Here is an 18,789-nt window from a genome sequence, read left to right as displayed (position 1 = left end):
AAATTGACGTACTAGCCGAACGGCTAGGTTGTTGCAAAAAGCATCCGTCAAAAGCCCCAAATCAAGACTCGGTGCTTTTGAACAGGACGTTTCAGTGATGCGACTGCAACACCTCCAACCGCGCCGGCAGATCTTCCTTGGGAAAGCGCCTATGCAACTCCAACAGCTTCTCATCCGCCGCCTTCGTCTCTCCCGCCTGCCGCAACCGCAGGATTTCCTGCAGCCCTTGCTCCAATGGCGGCAGCACAACAGTCGAGCGCTTGCTCATCTTCGCCACCGGCTCATCCGCCAGCGAACCCGCGACTTCTGCCTGCACCTGCGGTGCGCTATCGGCCTGCGGAGCCACGGAGAATCGAGCCATCGGCGCGGCTGCCGGGGCCGGACGGGCCAGGTCTTGCGGAGCGGCCGCGTAAGTCCCTGTGGATAACTCCGGCTGCGGCACCGGCGAGCGCGTGACCAAACCAATCATCAGGGCCACACCCGCGACGGTGGCAAATGCCATCTGCCAGCGCGGCCGTTGGCACGCCTGTAACCAGCGCTGCCACAGGCTGGGTTGCCGCACCGGTGCTTCACGGTGGGCGGTGGCCAGGATGAAGGCGTCCAGGGAAGCCGGCGGCTCGCCGCTGGTGTGTTGACGGAAATGCTCGATCAGCAGCTCGTCGTTCGAGTCCTGGGTATGTCGGGGGTCAGTCATGCGGGTACCTCCTCGGCCAGCAGTCGGCGCAGTTTCTGCTGGGCGTAACGCAAGCGGCTTTTTACCGTTTCCAGTGGGGCGCCGGTGAGCGCGGCGATTTGTGGCACTTCCAGCTCGCCATGCAGGCGCAGCAGGAACACTTCGCGCTGGTCTTCGGGCAAGTCTTGCAGTGCGCTGTCCAGGCGCGCCTGATCACGGCTCAGGCTCAGCAGTTGCTCAGGCCCGGCGCTGTCGTCGGGCTGGCCGTGAAGCTGCTCATCGTAGCTGTCGTGCAGTGGGTTGTGGATGCCGTGCTTGCGCCAGTGGTCGATCAGGCGGTTGCGGGCAATCTGGAACAGCCAGGTGCGAAAACTCGCCCGCCCCTGTGGCTCGCTGGTGCTGCGGATCAGGCTGAGCCAGGTGTCCTGGAATACTTCCTCGGCCAGTTCGGCCTTGTTGCTCAAGGACACCAGAAAACGGTACAGGCCCTGTCGATGCCGCGCGTACAGGGCCTCGAACGCTGCACCGTCGCCGCTGCGGTAGCGGGACAGCAGGGCTTCGTCGCTGGGTGAATCCATCAGGTGGCGCACTCCTTTGAGGTGGATCAGTGTTTGGCCGGGGCCTGGAGGCTCTGGGCCAATTCGACCAGTTGCACAAATTCGCCGCGCAAACCAAAAGGGTCGTCGCCCCGTGCGGAACGGGCCAGTGCGGCCGTGTCCTTGAAACTCATGCTGCCAGTGTAGCGGCCATCACCCTTGAGTTGCTGGGCGAAGGCGGCCACGGCAGCAGAGAAGCGCAGGTCGTCGCTGGGTTTGCCGCTGTGCTGGTTGCTGATCGGGTGTTCGATCAGTCGGCTGTTGCCGCCTTCCGCTGGTTTGTAGCGTACCCGCAACATCGCCAACTCATCAGTTTTACCGTCAGCCTTGGCCGCTGACGCGTAGCGCAGGGGCTCCAGCCAACCCTGTTCACCCTTCGGGACAATTTCATACAACGCGGTCACTGTATGCCCTGCACCGATTTCGCCGGCGTCGACCTTGTCGTTGTTGAAATCCTCACGTTTCAAGGCGCGGTTTTCATAGCCGAGCAATCGGTATTCGCTGACCTGCGCCGGATTGAATTCCACTTGCAGCTTCACATCCCGGGCCACCACGGCGAGGGTCGAGCTGAGCTGATCTACCAACACTTTGCGGGCTTCGCGCAGGTTGTCGATATAGGCGTAGTTGCCATCACCAGCATCGGCCAGTTGTTCCATCAGGTGTTCGTTGTAGTTATCCACACCAAAGCCGAAGGTGGTCAGGGACACGCCGCTTTTGCGCTGGTCGACGGCCATTTGCTTGAGGCTGTCGAAGTCGCTCACGCCTACGTTGAAGTCACCGTCGGTGGCCAGCAGGATGCGGTTGATGCCTTTGTCGATAAACCCTTCGCGTGCCATTTGGTAGGCCATTTCGATCCCCGACGCGCCTGCGGTGGAGCCGCCGGCGGTAAGTTGGTCGATGGCATTGCGGATCGTGGTTTTGTCGCGGCCCGAGGTGGGCTTGAGCACCACCCGCGATTCGCCGGCGTAGACCACCAGCGAGACGCGGTCCTGGTCGCGCAGTTGGTCCACCAGCAATTTCAGGGTGCTCTTGACCAGAGGCAGGCCTTCGCGGCGATTCATCGAGCCTGACACATCCACAAGGAACACCAGGTTAGCCGGAGCCAGGTCCGCCACGGCGCGGTCCGAGGCCTTGATGCCGATGCGCAATAGTCGGGTGTGAGGGTTCCACGGCGACGGTGCAACTTCCGTAGTCACGCCAAAGGGCGAGCCGTCAGTAGGCAGGGCGTAGTCGTAGGGAAAATAATTGACCATTTCCTCCAGTCGCACAGCACCTTCGGGCGGCAGGCTGCCTTGATTAAGGAAACGTCGTACGTTGGCATAGCTGCCGGTGTCGACATCGACGCTGAAGGTGGAGACCGGTGTTTCGGCAACGCTGCGGATCGGGTTGTCCGGGAGGTTCTGATATTGCTCCCGAGGCTCGGTCTGGTATTGCATGGCGATCGAGTCGTTCATGACCAGTCGCGACGCCATCGGTGCAGGCGCAACCATCCGCTTGACCATGGCCCCCTGGACGCTGGCGGGCTCACTTTGCACCTCCACGACAGGCGCCGACTCAGCGGGCTTGGCCACGTCACGGGATGAAGAAAGCCCACACCCGGCAAGCGCCACCAGCAGGGTCACGGTGAAGCCTTGGGCGGCAGGACGCAACAGCAGAAGAGGACGGGACATCGGCTGAACCTCGTGAATGAATGATCCGTTCACAAGGTCAGACGCAAGGGGCTGGCGATTCGGGTTAAAGCAAGTTAGAGCGACGGAATATTTCCTGTCGCCGCCACAGTCGCCACCGGGACACGCTCGTTAGGCGCAGTTACGTCATACACATGCTGCTCACAGCCCTTCCCGACAATCACGAATTCCACCAGGTAAACCTTTTGCTTCTCAGGCTTGAAGGTCGAACTCATGGGGCCGCACTCATACACATAGGTTTTGACGAGGCCGACATAGTTGGCGTTGTAGACCCGTGACTCGCCGATCACTTCAAAGGGCTGCCCCGGGTCAGCCTGCACTTCCAACTGCGGGAAGCGTTTGGCGACGGCGCTGTTGCCCACTTCGTTCATCTTGGCGATCCAGCCGAATACCTTGCCACGGCCGGAATCCACCACCGTCCCGAGGATTTCCGGTCGCTGGTCTGCATCGGAACTACGGCGTACGGAGAACTGCACCGGATAGGTAAAACCGGTTGCCTTCATGATGACCTTGGCGTGTTCGGCGTCCACCTCGACCTTTTTCTGCTGCAACTGGACGCCGTCCGTCAGCAGGCTTGGCGAGGAGTTCCTGGCAGTGGAGTGGCAGCCGGCCAAGACCAGGGCGAGGATTAAGAGTGAGGTCTTTTTCATGGGTTACTTCCTTGAGCACATTTAAAAATCTGGCTCGGGCTACGTGGGAGAACCGCAGCCCGATGCCGTTTTCTATCGGCCGTAATACTTAAAACGCGTACCGCGCCTTGAGCATGACCCCATCGGCATCAAAACCACTGCGGGCCTGGCGGGTGTAGCTGGCACCCACGGTAAAGTCCGACACCTGGTAGTTCACGCCGACACTGGCTTCATAGCTGTCACGCGCCACCGAAGCGCCGGTGACGGTGAACGCAGAACCGCCGAGCACATAGCTGGAGGTTTGTGCGACGCGATCACCCATCAGGTCGTGATACGCCATCAAGGTTGCTTCCGGCTGCAAGCTACCGGCACCCATGGGCAAGTTGCCCGCCAAGCGCACACCAGCGCCCAGCTCGCCCACTTCATAGCGTTGCGACTGGGTGCTCAGCGCGGCCGAGGAGCCCTTCTCGTTGAAACCGTCCATGCGCACGTTGGCGTAACGCGCTGCCACGCGCGGCTCGATCACCACGGCCTGCGACGGCTTGAAGCTGTAGCCGCCGATCACACTGGCAGACAGCACATTGCTGTCGTAACTGCCCTTGGCTGTGGTGCCGGCGATATGGCGTTTGCTGTCGTTGTCGTTATGGCCATAGCTGAGGCTGCCGTCGACAAACCAGTTTTGCAGCGACCAGTTGCCGTACAGCGACAGCGCATGGCCCTCCACGTCGGTCTTGTTGCCGAGGTCAGAATGGATGTTGGAGTTAAGGTAGCTGTAAGCCACGCCCAACGTGGTGGTGTCGTTCAAGCGCCCGTCCACACCCACGGCCATGCCGCTGCTGTTGGCCGAGTAGCCGTTGTTGCCGCCGCGCCCGTCCTGGTCCATGTTGCTGCTCAGGCCCTGCACCCACACGCCGCCGGTTTGATGGCTTTCGCGCTGGTCGGTGAGGCGGTTGAAGATCGCGCCGTTGACCACGGTCTGGCCCGACAACGCCACGTCCAGGGCGCCGCGATTGACGTCCGGCTTGAGTTGTTCGCTGACCTGAGCAAGCTGCTGTGCTGTGCCGGCGTCAGCCAGGGTTTGGAACACTGGGTCGTTCTGATTGAGTCCGCTCAGTACGTCGTTTTTAAAGGTGTTCACCGCCGTCGCTGACGCAGCGCCGGCGCCCACCGCGGCGAGCTCCTGCTGCACTTGCTGGTTGTCTTTAACCGCCACCACGGCCTTGACCGTTTGCGCGTCGGCCGAGTAGCTCAGCACGTTCAGCAGAGAGGACGAGCTGGCCACAGACAGGCCATTGTCTTGCACGCTGGTGGCTTGCAACAGGGTGTACTGAGTGCCGTTGTTGGTGCTGGCGAAGTCGCCCGGCTTGGCGCTCACGGTCAGCTTCGAAGCCTGGGAGAAATTCGCTGCACCGTTGACGGTCAGGTACGGCGTGGTCGGCACTACGCTGTCGGCCAGGTGCATATCAATACCTGCGCCGCTAGCAACGTTGAGGTTGCCAGTGATCGCAGTACCGGGCGCCGACAGGTTCAGCGAGCCCGAGTTGACCGATACCGGCGCGATGATGCGGCTGCCGGTGAAATCGGCCTGGCCTGCGACATTCACCGCGCTCAAGTTGAGCAGGTCGCCGGTGATTTTGCCGCCGGTCCAATTCAGCGTGGCAAGGTTGGCGGCGTCGATGGCGATGCCGGCGTTACTGCGGATTTCGCCGGCTTGCTGGTTGATCTCGAACGCCGAGGTCTGGTCCGTGGCATCTACATGAATGGCTGTACCATCGGCGCTGATCGTGCCGCGGTTAACGATGCCGCGCGCGCCGGTCGCGCTGTTCTGGGCAAAGGTTGCCCCGGCAAACTCGAAGGCATTGGCGTTGGTGCCCGTGGCCTCGACGGTGCCGGTGTTGAGGATGTAGTCGACCGTACCGTTTAGAAACATCACCGTCTTGGCGTCATTGCCGTTGGCAGAAAGCAGGCCGCTGTTTTCGATGCGCAGAGGGTTGGTGTCGGTTTCCACCTCGATGCCCCAGGCGCCCTCGCCCGTCGCTTTGAGCGTGCCGGCGTTGAGGATTTTGCCGCCGACGGTGGTACCCAGATTGTTCTGGCGGTCGAGGATCAGGCCGATGGCGTAATCACCGTTCATGTCGATCACACCGGTGTTCGAGACGTCGCCGGCGATGGTGGTGCCATGCAGGTAAATGCCTTCGCCGCCATCCACGTAGGAGGGTGAAGCCGGCGGGCTCAGGGGCAGCGTGGAACGGATGGTGCCGGAGTTGATGACACTTCCACCGATGGTCGTCGCGCCGATCTCAAGCCCCTCGTAACCCCCATTTTTCATAAGAATGTTGCCCGCCTGGACCACGTCCCCGGTGACAGTTCCCGGGCTCAGGTTCTGCGGGCCCGACCAGAACAGCGGGTCCAGGGCAATCGCACGGATGGCGGCGCCCTGGGAGTCCAGGGTGATGTCGGCACGGTTGATCAACGAACCCTGGATAGTGGTGTTGGCCACACCCAGTCCGGCAGGGTTGGTGGTGGTCGGCACCACTACTTCGGAGAACGTCCCGTTGATAATCAATGACTCATTAAAGGTCTCGCCGACCCAAATGTTCTTGCCCTGCCCCAGGTCGAATTCCACCGCCAGCGCTTGCGTACTGATTGCGCCGACCATGAGTGCCAACAGGCTTTTCTGGAACTGCTTACGCTTCATTTCAAACTCCATGAACTACATTAAAAGCCGCCAATAGGCCCGGCGGCAGTAGGTGTGCTAAGCGAGGGATCAATTGATCCGAATGCATTCCCCCAGGGTGCCTTCCTGAAACGCAGGCGCGCGCCTGTGCACCACAGCGGGCGGTGACAGAAAAGAGGCTTGGGGGGTGAGGTTCACATTAATCCTTAATGTCATTTGAAAACGCTGCAGTCCATGCAGCCCGACCGGTTGCGGGTGGGCGGGGTAAAGACACTGGGATATACAAAATGTTCAAGGTGCTCGGCGAGTTCTATCAAACTGCTCGCGTCAGGATCAGCCACCGCAAGCCACGCGGAGACCTCTCGCTGGTCTACTTGAGCTCCTTCACCAGATAACTCCCGGAGATCTGCGTGATACCCGTCAACGCGCGGCGCAACGCCTCAGGATCAGTGCGATAAGTGAGCGGCGTGTAGCCGTAGACATTCTGGCCATTGAACGGCGTGATCGACTCCACCGTGCGCCAGAGCATCTCGTCGCCACGGTCCATGCGCGCCACCACGGTGAGCGTCGGGTAGACCACGCTGCTGAAACCCTGGGTCAGGCGAAAGCCCCACTCGCCTACCGTCAGTTGAATCTGCGCATCGGCCGGCTCGTCGTCACCCACCACTTTGAGCGATGACGTCTTACCCAAGGCATCAATGAAGGCCTGCTTGAGCAACACACCCAAGTCGATATTTTCGGCGTCCATCACCGTGAGGATCGCCGCCGGCGTCGACATCTCGGCCAGTTGCCCCGCCTTCATGCCGGCGGCAAACCCCGCGCCGCTCAAGGCTGCCGTGCCCAGCTTGGACGCGCCGCTGGCCATGCCGACGCCCGCGCCAAGCCCGGCACCCAAGGCCGCACCCCAGGCTTGTTCACGGCCCATGTAGACCATGTTCTTTTCCCACTTTACGGGCAGCACTTTGACCGTCTTGACCTGCGCACGATGCTCGGGCGTGAGGGGCTGGCTGACGCAGCCGCCGAGGATGAGGGTGGAGAGGAGAACCAGGAGAAGGTTTTTCACATCAGTCCTTTAATGTTGGTGGTGGGTGGATGCGTTTAATCAACGCCAGTGTGTCGGCAATGGGGGTGAAGACATGAGGCCTTGTGATTGGGCCAGTACTTTGCTGCCTTGCGTGGGTTTGGGTGCGGGCTTATAGTCCGGGCCGTCGCCCATATGGCGATTCAGGTTTGGCGACCTGACAACAGAGCGCAAAAGCATCCCGCTTCTATGCAGGTGTTTTTGCACCCGCAAAGCTGTGCATGATATGGCGGCTGTGCGCGGGAGACCTCCGGGTCTGCCGGTTTACTCTGTTGCCGGTTCGCCAACCTGCGTACAGCTGCCACCCATTCGTTTGGCGACGAGTGAGTGGTGGCTTAATCCACCAACAGAGTACTGACAATGAATCGATACATGCCCCTCACGGGCCACGACTGCACCGTCCCCGCCCTGCTTATCGACACCCATGCGCCCCTCGATGTCCTCCACGACGCCGCCGTGTACCGGATTCGCGCCGTCACCCAACTGCTGGAAAACCTGGCCTTCCGCGAACAGCTCAGCAGCGATGCTGTGGTGCTTCAAGACTTCGCCCAATTGCTGGCTATTCCGCTGCGCGATGGGTGTGATTTGCTGGATGTCATCAGTCGCAGACTCAATACCGATCCATCCTGAGTAAAAGCCGGGCGGCCTGGGTGCCGCCCCTTTTACTCGGTTAAACAACCTCACTTGCCATGAAGCAAAACTTTTAAAGCATCTTTAGGGTCAAAGAGGGTCAAAGGGGACGGATTTATTTAATCAACTCATCTGGATTTTTAAATATTTAAATAAATCCGTCCCCTTTACGCATTACGCTCACAGGATGAGTGCAGGAAGGCGGCAAAAAGGGTGCAAATAGAGTGCAAAACACCGGCGCAAGGCCGGTGTCGATAGTGCCTGATCAAGTTGGGTATATTGAAAACTACATTTTTCGAATATCAGATAAAAAATCATAAAATTCTTTTTCTGTCATCTCAAACTCTGGCCCTTCGACCATTGCCATTAGTGACAACAACGCAATGTCTAAATCTTTTGTGAGAGAAAGGTTTGGATCTTGGTAAATATCAAGTGCCTCTTTTGATATTTTAAAAATATCAAATCCATCAGCAACTGCTCTTCCAAGTCTGTCAGCCACTATGTCTTCCATGCTCATTGCTGCCCCCAACTCTTTAGCTCTGCTGCGGTCGGAGGGTAGTGCTGAGCATCAACCGGCTGCCCATTAATACTTTTCGGGTGGACACGGATTACTTCTCCTGCATGGTCATAGCTTTCCATCCATTGCCTCGTACTGCCCGTTTTAGGATCAAACTCCGTGGCGAAAGAAGCACCCCGAGTAGGTCCTTCTGTCCTTGCAGGAACCTCTTGGGTTAATGGGTCAAAGGGGACTGGGTCAAAGGGGACGGATTTATTTAATCGACCCATCTGGAGTTTTTTAAATTTAATATTTAAATAAATCTGCCCCTTTTACGTCAATACATACGAGAGAAATGCTCATCAATAGAACTTCCAGACCAAAAACTCACATCTGAAAATTCCAGACTATCAGAAACAACAACTATCCCCCTAAGCTCAAAAGGAATATCTTCTATACCAGCCTTAACGCTAGGGATTAAGTAGCGAAAATAGTCCCCCATTTTAGACTCTCCATCATAACCGGAAGGGAAGTCCTCCCCAGACACACTACCTTCTATAGCATGGTATATATAGACACCTTTAATTGCTGGAAGGTTATATTCTGTCAGCCTGGCTTGGAGTGAAGATCGATCCGCTATCCATCGTTCCACTTCAGCCCTAGAGTCTAGGTGACGATATGCACAGGCAGAGTATAAATCAAGAATTGTTTTACCGTTTTTAGCTTTCGGATATTCTTCGTAATCACCAGACTCTTCCCACAAGTACTCACTTAAGCTATCAAGCTTCTGCTCCACAGCTGTAACTTCCAACAAAACCTTTGGTAACGATCCAAAACAGTTATTCACCATGACGGCAATAGCACCGGCTTTGTCCATCGCAAACCAAGTAACAATTTCTCCAAATCCTGGAACCCATTGTTCATCAATAACCATCATTTACTCCCCGGCCAAGTCACCTTACTGGGCAAAGGGGACGGATTTATTTAATCGACCTAGCTGGAGTTTTTAAATCTAATATTTAAACAAATCCGTCACTTTTACGTCCTAAATAAATCCTTCCCCTTTACGTTAAAGAGCAACTCTGCCAGCATTAAAACGTGGATTGCCCCCTATTTTCCAAAACGTGTGCAGATAGATAAACACTCAACTTATCAGACAAGCCTATCCGTTCAATATAATCAACAATATATACAGCAGAGCTCTCGTCCGCCTCACATACCGGCTCAGACATTTGCTCTTGTAGCCCTACAATCTTATAGGCCTTATTGGCAAAAAAACCGATCACCAACAATATTAAAATTAAACTATTTTGTTCTACGCTTTCAGATGCAAAATTTCCTTCTGCCAGCGGTCCGCTCTGCATATCATCGGAGTCTAGATAATATGCTAATTCATCAGCACTGAGCCCTCGATCAGACAACCATCGCCAACACTTATCAACTGCCTCCTGACATTTTTTTTGCGTATCACTCGCCGAGTCAAGGTTACGTAGAGCATAATCAAGCAACAGAAGGAAAATTGAGGCTTTCTTTACCCACATCATACTGTCAATGACTTTAAGCGCTTCTTCATTGTCCATTAACTATTCTCCCATCTTTAACTAGGACTGTTAGACGATTTGGCATTGCTGCCCCTCCCTCAGCGGTAACTCTTAGCAGAAGAGTAGGATAGCGCTGACTGAATTGTTTAACCACCCCATTCAGGTCACTATTACCCGTCAAACCTGCACTACACTTATTACAGATACCACTTGCATTAGAAATCTTCACATCCACAACTCGACCATCTAACTGGGCAGCTGTCAAGCCTTGCTTGTCAATTTTGTTAGCCACATTGTTAAACAGATCCTCTTCCGCATGCCGAGTAAATAGCGGGTTGTTATAAGGCGACTTGATCACTCTTGCCTCTCCGTATAGTTCATCTAGGCTTGGCAGCCCAGAATTACGACGCAGTACTGGTGAAAGGCCTTCGATGACGTCTGACTCAAACCCAGGAATGTCTGTTCTAGCGACACCTATCGTGTTCCCATCTGGCAAATTATACTTTGCTCTAGTTACCGCCAAGTCATCTGCGGTAGCGAGTTCAAAAAACTTTTCTTTATCTTTTGCGGCCTGTTGATCAAGTATCGTGTTTGGAGCTTTATCGGTTAAGTCAGCTCCTTTAGGATTGCTTCCAATGCGTTCCAAAGCAGCCTTTTCTGCTTTAACTAATGCCTCCGCTTCTTTTGCATCACGATAGCCAGCAGAAAGCGCTCCAGACTCTGGCAAACTGGCTTCAGCTGCTTCACGGCTAGCTTTGAACTCAAGTAGACGTTCCTTCAATGTTATCTTTTCGGCGCTCTCCAGTATCTCTCGCACTCCCAGCTCTTTCACTGCAACTGGGAAGCTGGCTTCTACCGGTCGACCTTTGAACAATAACGCTGACAGAATTTCTAAATCTATATTTCCGTTAGCCTTATCTCCAGAATGGAGGTGGTCTCGCAACGTCGCCCACTGCTCCGACGAAAGATCCGCATCACTGCTGGCGGCGCTAATTTCTCGCAATTTCTTGGTAGCAACTACTTCACCATATTGCTCGACCCATTTATCAGGAACGATACTCGCCCCGCCTTCAGCATTTTTATAGGTCGTTTCGCTGGAAGAGTTAAACAGAAGCGGATCTGCGTATTGCTTTGGCGTCGCGCCAAATGCATAGACTTTCTCTCCATTGGCCACAATGGATGAACCATCTGTCCACGTGAGTAAAACCTTTTCGTTCTGTATTTGAGAAATCACTTTTTGAGCGGTACTCAGGTCCTCTAGCAGTCGCTGACCGGTCGGACTGTTTGGATTATATTTGTCCAACGCATCACTCAGCTGCCCAGACGATTGCTTATCAACTTCGCCTGCCGCCACATAGGTGAGTAAATCCCCCCAGGCGAGTCCGGACTGACTTCCCCCTACAGACCCGCTAAGTTTTTTAGCCTCTTCATCAAGACGTTTTCGCTCAAGAGCGTGAAGCTTCCGGTTGTAAGACTGTGCATTCCCAGCGATTTCAGAGCCCATGGCGACATCGCCATTAACACTGGCCGCAGCGAGTAAACCCACCAGCTTAGACGCCGCATTGACCAGTCGATCATGCTCTGCTGGATCACTGCTGCTCAGCAAAGGCGACTTATCCAGCGCCACAATAAGCGCCTCATTAGCACCCGCAGCAATCGCCCCCGTTTTGAAGTCGCCGCCCATTGCTTCCGAAAGCAACCCGCCCACAACGGCGTGCAGTGCTGTTTTACTCAGGCCACTGTCTTGAAGTTTGAAGGCATTGCCAAAATCACCAACGCCTGTGAACGCGGTCGCCTGCAGTACATCGAAAAGGCTGCCTTTCATGGCGTCCTTGAAGCTGCCTTGCCCAAGCGCTTCAGAAAGCGTTCCGCGCACTGCTCCGCCCGCCAATTGGATCGTTCCGAAACGCCCAATAGCGGCCGGGTCGTTCCAGTGAGGCACTACGCTGGGACCGCTCACTTTGTTGGTAACAGGGTCGCTTTGTGCGCCGAACCAATTGCCACTGGCGTAATTTACGAAGCCTGCCGAGGCGCCAGCGATCAGCGCCTGGTTCATGCTATCGCTGCTAAAGGTTTCCTTGAACGCCGCCCCGAGGTTGCCCTTGTTATTGATCGTGCTGACCGCGCCAGTGCTCGCCAAGGAGGTCAAAGAGGCAGTCGCAATGATGTTGCCGAGGCCGGCTGACGTTGCGCCTACTACGGCTCCCGATGCCGAAACAGTTCCGGCTGTCGCCGCAGCCATGGTCGACCCGGCACCCACTGCACTGCCAGCTGACGCAGCAAGCGCACTGGCCGCTCCTGCCGTCAATACAGTGACGACAATGATGATCGCCAGCATTGCCCCCTGGCCTAGGCTGGAATGGCTGTACTTGAAGGAATCATGCAGCTCCTTCACATGCCGCCAATCCACATCCCCACGCTTCTCGGCTTCTTTCAACCAAGCCAACTGGGGATCAGCCTTCACCATCACATCAATCGTCTGGCTAACCGTGTTCTGATCGATCTGCTTGATATCAATCTTCAAACCATCAACGGCCTTAATCGCCAACTGTCCCTGCGCCATCAACTCACTCTGGCGCAGCGTCTCATCGGTATTGCCTTTACCCTTGGCGCTGGTCCACGCCAGGTCGCTCTTACTCTTCTCATGACTCTCTTGATGCAGGTCCTTGACCGCCTCAAAAGTAATCGCGCCGCCACTGGCAATCGTCAGATCGTTGCCACTGCTGAGCTTGGCCCGCTGATACAGCTGGTCGCCGCCACTGGCTAATGTGAGGTTGCCGCCGGTCTTGATCTCGGTGCCGACGTTGGTAACGCGGGTGACTTCATCACGTTTGGTCTTCTTCGCGCCCCAGCCACCGTTCTCCTTCATGTCATACAACGTATGCGTACTGTTCTCAGCCGCCAGCAAATTCAACTTATCCCCGCTATACAGATAAGCCTCATTCCCCGCACTGATCTTGCTCGCCACCAGCGTAGTGTCGCGCCCGGCCTGGCTCGTAAAGTCCCTGCCCGCCGTCAGCACACTGGCCAACTGCGTGGTCTGCTCATCCGCGGTCTTGATGCGTTTCTTGCCGTCTTTTTCCTTGCCTTCGACGTTGTGCACATCGCTGACAGACGCCACGTTGAAATCGCGCCCGGCCTGAATGTTCAGGTCCTTACCCGCGGTGGCGTTGCTGCCGATGATGTTGACGTCTTGCCCCGCCACCATGCTCAAGTTGCCGCCGGCCGTGACCGTGGCCGCTTGGTTTTTCACGTCGGTGGTGATGGTGGATTTGTGCCCGCCGTCGCTGAAGGCGTGGATCTCGCTGGTGTCGCTGACGGCGATCAGGTTGAGGTCGCGCCCGGCTTTCAGGTCGGCATCGCCGCCGGCGGTGAGTGCACCGTGGTTGGTGAGGTCGCGGCCAGCGTCGATGGCCAGGTTTTCGCGGGCGGTGATGGTGCCGGCGCTGCTGTCGGTGAGGGTGCGCATGCCGGCACCCTGGCGCACCTGGATGGCGGTGTTGTCGTTGGAGATGTCGCCCTTCAGGGTGGTGAGGCTGACCTGGGTGCCGCGTATCTCGCCAGCCATGGAATTGCGGATGCTGTCCTGGGCCAGCAGGCTGAGGTTGTTGCCGGCCTCGATCAGGCCGCCGGTGTAGAGGCTGCCGCTGCTGGCCACTGAGAGGTTGTTGCTGGCGCGCAGGGTGCCGACGTTGATCAGGTCGCCGCCGGTCATCAGGTTGAGGTCGCGGCCCTGGATCAGGCTGTTGCCGCGCACGTTGCGGGAGTCGGCCTGGGCCAGGTAGAGCACCGGCACGAGCACGGTCTGGCCGTCGACCACGCGGTTTTCCATCCACACGATGTCGTGGGTCAGGGCGCCGACTTGCTGGTCAGTGAGGGATACGCCGACGCTCAGGCGCAAGGCGTCCTTGCTGGCCAGGGCGTTGTCCATCAGGTAGCGGAACTGGTCGTAGTCGCTGGTCAGGCCACCGGCGAGGAAGCGTTGCCCGGTTTGCGCCAGCACCGCATCGCGGATCAGCCGTGACTCGTATTGCCCGTCACCCAGGCGACGCCAGGCGTTGTCGGGGCTGTAGCCGAGCTTGCCGAGCATGTAGTCGGAGCTGAAGAAGCCCGCCACAGTGGTGAGGTTCGGGTTGGTCTCGATCAGGTAGTGGCTGGTGGGGTCGGCGTTTTTGATGAACAGGCCGTAGTCGCCCTTGGGCAACTGGAAGCCGGGCGCGGTGGTGGGGTCGACCGGGGTGAAGGACTCGCCGGTGTAGTCCACGGGTACGTAGCGGCCGTCGGGCGCGATGCTGGTCACCGGCAATACGCTGCTTGGCGCCTGGGCGGTGGCGTCGTTGACGTGCTTGCTCAGGTTGATGTTGATGCCGCCGACGGGGATGCCGGTCTGGTCGTCACCGAGGGTGCCGGTCAGTTGCTCCAGGGTGTTGGTGTGCAACGTGCCATTTTGCAGGGTGCGCGCAACGTTGAGGTTGACCGCGCCACCGGCCTGTATCGTCGCGGTGTAGCCCGGGCCGCCGTTGTCGGTCCAGGTGGTGACGTTGCTTTGTTCGGAGAAACGCCAGTCGCTCGACCGGGCCTTGAGCACCTCAAAGCGTGCTTCATCGAAATTACCCGCTGCCACCGCTGCGTTGAAGGCGGGTACGTCGATGTATTCCATCCGGTCCCACTCATCGGTGTCGATGCGCTGCGGGGTGCCGATGACGATGGTGTTCTGCCCGGTGCGAGTCGCGGCGCCCTGGTTGAGCAGGTCGTTGGCGGTGATGCTCAGGTTGCCATTGGCCGCCAGCAGGCTATAGCGGTTCTGGACGTTGTCGCCCTGGATCAGCAGGTCTTTGCCCGCCACCAGGCGTGCAGAGGCCGAGTCCTTGATCGCGGATTCAAGGTAGGTCTGGTTGATGGTGATTTGACCGCGCTTGAACGAGTCGTGCCCGCCGCAGTGCTGGCCGCACTGCCAATTGAGGCTGCCGGTGGTGACGGTCTGGCCCAACTCGAATTCAGCCTTGGCGTTTTCCACATTCCGCGCACTGATGCCGATATTGCCTTCGCTTTCAACCGTACCGGAAAGGTTGCTGAAGCCCGCCGCCATGCCGCCATCGAGCGCCGCGAAACTCAGGTTGCCCTTGCTGTAGACGTCGCCGTACAGGTTGCTGAAGCTGTTCCCGCGCAGGGTCAGATCGCCGCCGCTGAACAGCAGCGTGTCTGCGCTATTGCTGATGCCATTGCTGGCGCTGAGGTTGACGTTGCCTTGTGAACCGAGGGTGCCGCGGTTGTTGATGTGTGCGGCGGCAATGTCAAGTTGCTGGCGTGCGGTGAGGTAGCCGAGGTTATCCAGCGTACCGCCCAGGGTGATGCGGGTGGTGGTGCCGCCGGCCAAACGCCCGCCGTTCTGGCTGAGGTTGTTGGCGACCACGCTCAGTTTTTGCTGGGCCGAAAGGTGGCCACTGTTGGTCATGTCGCCGGTCAGGTTGACAGTCAGGTCACCGTCGCTGAGCAACTCGCCCGCGTTATCCAGGCTGGCGACATCCAGGGTCAGCCCCTTGGCGCTGGCCAGGCGGTCGCCGGCCTTGAGGCTCAGGCCCTGGGTGCTGGTGTAGTGCAAGGCTTCATTGAGTTGCACACGGCCGAGGCCATCGACCCGGCCGAACGACCAGTCGGCGGTGCCCAGGCCATTGATGCTGCCCTGGCTGCCGCTGAGGCTGCTGGTATTGAGGCTGAACACGCCGGTGCCAGCGTGCTGCAGTTGCCCGGCCTGGTTATTCAGATGCCCGGCGCTGAGGCTGAAGGCCTGGCTGCCGAATTCAAGAATGCCGTTCTGGTTATTCAGTTGGTCGGTGACCGTCAGCGTGCTGCTGGCGCCTTCCATCGCCCGCAGTTGGCCACCCGCGCTGTTGTCGAGGTTGCCGCCATTGAAGGTCAGGCCCTGGTTGGACTCAATCAGGCCGCCTTGGTTGGTCAGTTGGGTACGCGAGGTCAGGCTGAGCTGATTGCCGCTGATCTGGCCGTTGGCGCTGTTGTCCAGAGTGGCGCCGGAGACGGTGACGTGCTCCTTGCCGAACAGTTTGCCGCCCCGGTTGGTCAAGGCCTCGACCGTCAGTTGCAGGTCGCTCTTCAAGGCGGTCAACGCGCCGGCCTTGGTACCGTCTTGGCTGTTGTCGACGCTGTCGGCTGTCACCGTCAAGCTGTCGCCTTGCACGGTGCCGCCCTGGTTGTTCAAGGTGCCCAGCGTCAGGTCGACCGCCGCACCACCGCTGAGGATCATGCCCTGGCGATTGCTCAGGTCCTGGCCGCGGTAGCTCACGCCCTGATTGCCGGCCAGGAGTTGGCCCTGGTCGTTGTCGAGGGTTTGCGCCGCGATATCCAGGCGCTTGCCCCGCAAGGTGCCGCCCTGGTTGTCGAGGGTGGTCAAGGCCTTGACCAGCACACTGCGTTCGGCGGCGTCGATCACACCGTTGGTGTTGGTCAGCAGGTTGCTGATGTTGAGGGTGATGTCGCCGTCATTGCTGACCAGCGCGCCCTTGCTGCTGTTGTCGAGGTCTTGCGCGGTGACAGTGAGGGCCTTGCCCAGCAGGATCCCGGCGCTGTTGCCCAGGCGCTTGCCGGTCAGCAGCAGGTCACCCTCACTTTGAATACGGCCCTGGGTGTTGAGCAATTGGTCGCCCAGCACCACGCTCACACCCGGCACACCACCGGCCAGCAACCCGGCACTGCGGTTGTCGAGGCTGCCGGCGCGCACGTCCAGTTGGTCACCGACGATACGCCCGGCGCGGTTGTCGATCTGCCCGCTTCGCGCATCCAGCAGCAACTGCTTGCCGATGATGGCGCCGCCCTGGTTATCCAGGCTCGCGGCGTGCAGTTCGATGTCGCCCTGGGCGGCCTGCAAGTGACCTTTGGCGTTGTTCAACTGTTGGGCGACGGTCAAGGTCAACTTGCCGGCATCCGCGCTGAGTACACCTGCGTCGTTGTTGCTGAGGCTGCCGAGGGTAGCGGTGAGTTGCCCACCCACCAGCTTGCCGTCCTGGTTGGCGACGTCACCGGCGCGCAGGTTCAAGTCAGTGCCAGCCTGGGCATGACCCTGGCTGTTGTTGAAGGTGTTGGTGACGGTGAGGTTGAGCGCGCCTTTCTCGGCACTGATCAAGCCCTTGGCACTGTTGTCGAGGCGGGCGGCGTTGACCGTCACGGCGTCGGCAACCAGGAAACCGTTCTGGTTGTTGATTGTGTCCGCTGTTACACCGAGGTTGCCCGCGACAATCTGCCCGCCGGTGTTATTCAGCGTGCCGCTGTTGAGCGTCAAGCTGCCGCCCGCGACCTGGATATGGCCCTGGCGGTTATCCAGCGAATCGGTTTGCAGCGTTGCCGCCTGATCGGCACCGAAGCGAATCAGCCCGCCGAGGTTGACGATGGCCGGCGCGTTGATCGCCAGCGCTTGCTCGCCATACACCCGCGCGGTGGCGCCCTGGTTGGTCAGTCTGGCACTGTTCAGCGTGACGGTTTTACCCTGGATCACTGCGCCCTGGTTGTTCAGTTCCCGGGTGGCCGTGGCGCTCAGCGAGCGGCTGGCCAGGACGTTGCCGCTGGTGTTCAGGGTTTGCGTATTCACCACCACATCGCCGGTGGCATTGCGGCTGTTATCGGCCTGCACGCCTGCTTCGATGATGCCCGGGTTGGTGACGGTGGTGGCTTTGAGTTCGATGCGTTGGCCAGCGGCCAGGCTCTTTTGGTTGACCAGTTCTTCAGCACTGCTCACCTGCACATTGCCGGCGGCGTAGACCTTGTCGGTCAGGTTCACGTTCTGCGCGGTGACCTTGAGGTTACCGGTGGTCGCCGTCTGCGCCATGCTCAGGCGCCCGTTGGCATCCAGCTGGATGTCGCCGCCACTGGCGGCCAGCGTACCGTCGAGTTTCACCCCTACGCCGGCCTCGGTGCCCACCAGTTTGATCGCACCGGCGTACATGCCGCCCAATGCCGAGGAATCGATGGCCAGCTCGGGCTTTGCGCTGCCGTCATCGGCGCGCGCGGTGGCTTTCAGGCTTTTGGCATCGACGTCGTTACGCCCGGCAATGACGGTCAATTCTCGTGCGTTGATCTGCGCATTGATCTTGGCCGAGCGGGTGATGATTTCGAAGCGGTCGACGTTGCTGGCATTCAAGCCTTCGCCGTCGATGGTCACGGCGCCGCCGTCAACCTGGTAGCGCTGCAACTTGCCGCTGGCGTCGAGCACCGGTTTGCCGGTGGTGAGGGTCACGTTGGGGGTGTTGATGAAGCCGCAGCCGCTGCATGTAACGCCGTACGGGTTGGCGACGATGACCTTGGCCGACTGGCCCGCCACTTCGGTGTAGCCGCGCAGTTGGCTGGGGCTGCCGCCGTTGACTTCGTTGAGGATGACGCTGGCCGCGCCGCCCTTGAGGTTGGGGTTGCCGACGATGTAGCCACCCAGCTGGGTGTTCGTCATGGGGCCGTTGGCGTTGTTGAGGATCACGCCGTTGGGGCCGACGTTGTAGTCCTTGAATTGGTTATGGGACAAGCCACTGCCATTGGGGGTGGCGATGTTCACCACCGGTACGCCATTGCCGGCCTGGCCGACGGTGGTGCCCGGCGCACTGACCACAATGCCTCCGGCCTGGGCCAGCAGCGGCTGCCAGAACAGCGCGTTGGCCAGGATCAGCACCAAACCGCGCTTGGGCAGGCCGAAGAACGAGTCTCGCGGTTTCAGCGCAGCAGAAGGTTGGCGGGCCAGGAAGGCAAAGTGGCGAACATCCATTGTCATATTCTCGATGT

Annotated in this window: 11 protein-coding genes; 1 reads left to right on the top strand and 10 read right to left on the bottom strand. The window is 58.6% G+C overall.

Annotated features, from left to right (window positions below; all coding sequences use genetic code 11):
* Nucleotides 1–91: 91 nt before the first annotated feature.
* The 6 genes from QF039_RS30295 to QF039_RS30270 form a co-directional block, all read right to left on the bottom strand.
* Nucleotides 92–694, bottom strand: a complete 603-nt coding sequence (locus QF039_RS30295; RefSeq protein ID WP_307522197.1) for a hypothetical protein — start codon at nucleotides 692–694, stop codon at nucleotides 92–94.
* Entirely contained in the window at nucleotides 691–1,251 is a 561-nt protein-coding gene (locus tag QF039_RS30290) for an RNA polymerase sigma factor (protein WP_003218160.1), read from the bottom strand. The genes QF039_RS30295 and QF039_RS30290 overlap by 4 nt, the downstream gene beginning before the upstream one ends.
* 26 nt (nucleotides 1,252–1,277) lie before the next feature.
* The gene (locus tag QF039_RS30285) at nucleotides 1,278–2,939 is read right to left on the bottom strand and encodes a VWA domain-containing protein (RefSeq protein WP_307522194.1); all 1,662 of its coding nucleotides are present in this window, start codon (nucleotides 2,937–2,939) and stop codon (nucleotides 1,278–1,280) included.
* 74 nt (nucleotides 2,940–3,013) lie between these two features.
* Nucleotides 3,014–3,607 (bottom strand): hypothetical protein, encoded by a 594-nt coding sequence (locus QF039_RS30280; RefSeq protein ID WP_177020615.1) that lies wholly within the window; start codon nucleotides 3,605–3,607, stop codon nucleotides 3,014–3,016.
* 88 nt (nucleotides 3,608–3,695) lie between these two features.
* Nucleotides 3,696–6,284 carry an autotransporter outer membrane beta-barrel domain-containing protein gene (locus QF039_RS30275; RefSeq protein ID WP_307522191.1) on the bottom strand — a complete coding sequence of 863 codons (2,589 nt, stop codon included), beginning with the start codon at nucleotides 6,282–6,284 and terminating at the stop codon, nucleotides 3,696–3,698.
* 349 nt (nucleotides 6,285–6,633) lie between these two features.
* The gene (locus QF039_RS30270) at nucleotides 6,634–7,326 is read right to left on the bottom strand and encodes a hypothetical protein (RefSeq protein WP_003218168.1); all 693 of its coding nucleotides are present in this window, start codon (nucleotides 7,324–7,326) and stop codon (nucleotides 6,634–6,636) included.
* A gap of 390 nt (nucleotides 7,327–7,716) precedes the next feature.
* Between QF039_RS30270 and QF039_RS30265 the strand changes: the two genes are divergently transcribed.
* Nucleotides 7,717–7,974, top strand: a complete 258-nt coding sequence (locus tag QF039_RS30265; protein WP_017478047.1) for a hypothetical protein — start codon at nucleotides 7,717–7,719, stop codon at nucleotides 7,972–7,974.
* Between the two features lie 286 nt (nucleotides 7,975–8,260).
* Here QF039_RS30265 and QF039_RS30260 read toward each other — a convergent pair whose 3' ends face one another.
* From QF039_RS30260 to QF039_RS30245, 4 genes are all read right to left on the bottom strand, one after another.
* Nucleotides 8,261–8,491, bottom strand: coding sequence for a hypothetical protein (locus QF039_RS30260; protein ID WP_307522187.1), 231 nt, complete (start codon nucleotides 8,489–8,491; stop codon nucleotides 8,261–8,263).
* A 316-nt stretch (nucleotides 8,492–8,807) separates the two neighbouring features.
* Nucleotides 8,808–9,404: a hypothetical protein gene (locus QF039_RS30255; RefSeq protein ID WP_023659327.1), complete on the bottom strand. Its 597-nt coding sequence runs from the start codon at nucleotides 9,402–9,404 to the stop codon at nucleotides 8,808–8,810.
* A 157-nt stretch (nucleotides 9,405–9,561) separates the two neighbouring features.
* On the bottom strand, nucleotides 9,562–10,050 hold the full coding sequence (locus QF039_RS30250; RefSeq protein ID WP_003218174.1) for an Imm6 family immunity protein: 489 nt from the start codon (nucleotides 10,048–10,050) through the stop codon (nucleotides 9,562–9,564).
* Complete coding sequence (locus QF039_RS30245; RefSeq protein ID WP_307522183.1) at nucleotides 10,040–18,772, bottom strand: filamentous hemagglutinin N-terminal domain-containing protein; 8,733 nt, start codon at nucleotides 18,770–18,772, stop codon at nucleotides 10,040–10,042. The genes QF039_RS30250 and QF039_RS30245 overlap by 11 nt, the downstream gene beginning before the upstream one ends.
* Between the last annotated feature and the right edge of the window lie 17 nt (nucleotides 18,773–18,789).

It is taken from the genome of Pseudomonas sp. W2I6, assembly GCF_030815935.1.
In the GTDB taxonomy this organism is placed as follows: Bacteria; Pseudomonadota; Gammaproteobacteria; order Pseudomonadales; family Pseudomonadaceae; genus Aquipseudomonas.
The sequence above is the reverse complement of the archived record's forward strand: the minus strand, read 5'-3'. Positions and strand labels throughout refer to the sequence as shown.

What these genes read in the sequence shown, in the direction of transcription:
- QF039_RS30295 (WP_307522197.1), bottom strand. Translation starts at nt 694, where the DNA reads ATGACTGACCCCCGACATACCCAGGACTCGAACGACGAGCTGCTGATC.
- QF039_RS30290 (WP_003218160.1), bottom strand. Translation starts at nt 1,251, where the DNA reads ATGGATTCACCCAGCGACGAAGCCCTGCTGTCCCGCTACCGCAGCGGC.
- QF039_RS30285 (WP_307522194.1), bottom strand. Translation starts at nt 2,939, where the DNA reads ATGTCCCGTCCTCTTCTGCTGTTGCGTCCTGCCGCCCAAGGCTTCACC.
- QF039_RS30280 (WP_177020615.1), bottom strand. Translation starts at nt 3,607, where the DNA reads ATGAAAAAGACCTCACTCTTAATCCTCGCCCTGGTCTTGGCCGGCTGC.
- QF039_RS30275 (WP_307522191.1), bottom strand. Translation starts at nt 6,284, where the DNA reads ATGAAGCGTAAGCAGTTCCAGAAAAGCCTGTTGGCACTCATGGTCGGC.
- QF039_RS30265 (WP_017478047.1), top strand. Translation starts at nt 7,717, where the DNA reads ATGCCCCTCACGGGCCACGACTGCACCGTCCCCGCCCTGCTTATCGAC.
- QF039_RS30260 (WP_307522187.1), bottom strand. Translation starts at nt 8,491, where the DNA reads ATGAGCATGGAAGACATAGTGGCTGACAGACTTGGAAGAGCAGTTGCT.
- QF039_RS30255 (WP_023659327.1), bottom strand. Translation starts at nt 9,404, where the DNA reads ATGGTTATTGATGAACAATGGGTTCCAGGATTTGGAGAAATTGTTACT.
- QF039_RS30250 (WP_003218174.1), bottom strand. Translation starts at nt 10,050, where the DNA reads ATGGACAATGAAGAAGCGCTTAAAGTCATTGACAGTATGATGTGGGTA.
- QF039_RS30245 (WP_307522183.1), bottom strand. Translation starts at nt 18,772, where the DNA reads ATGGATGTTCGCCACTTTGCCTTCCTGGCCCGCCAACCTTCTGCTGCG.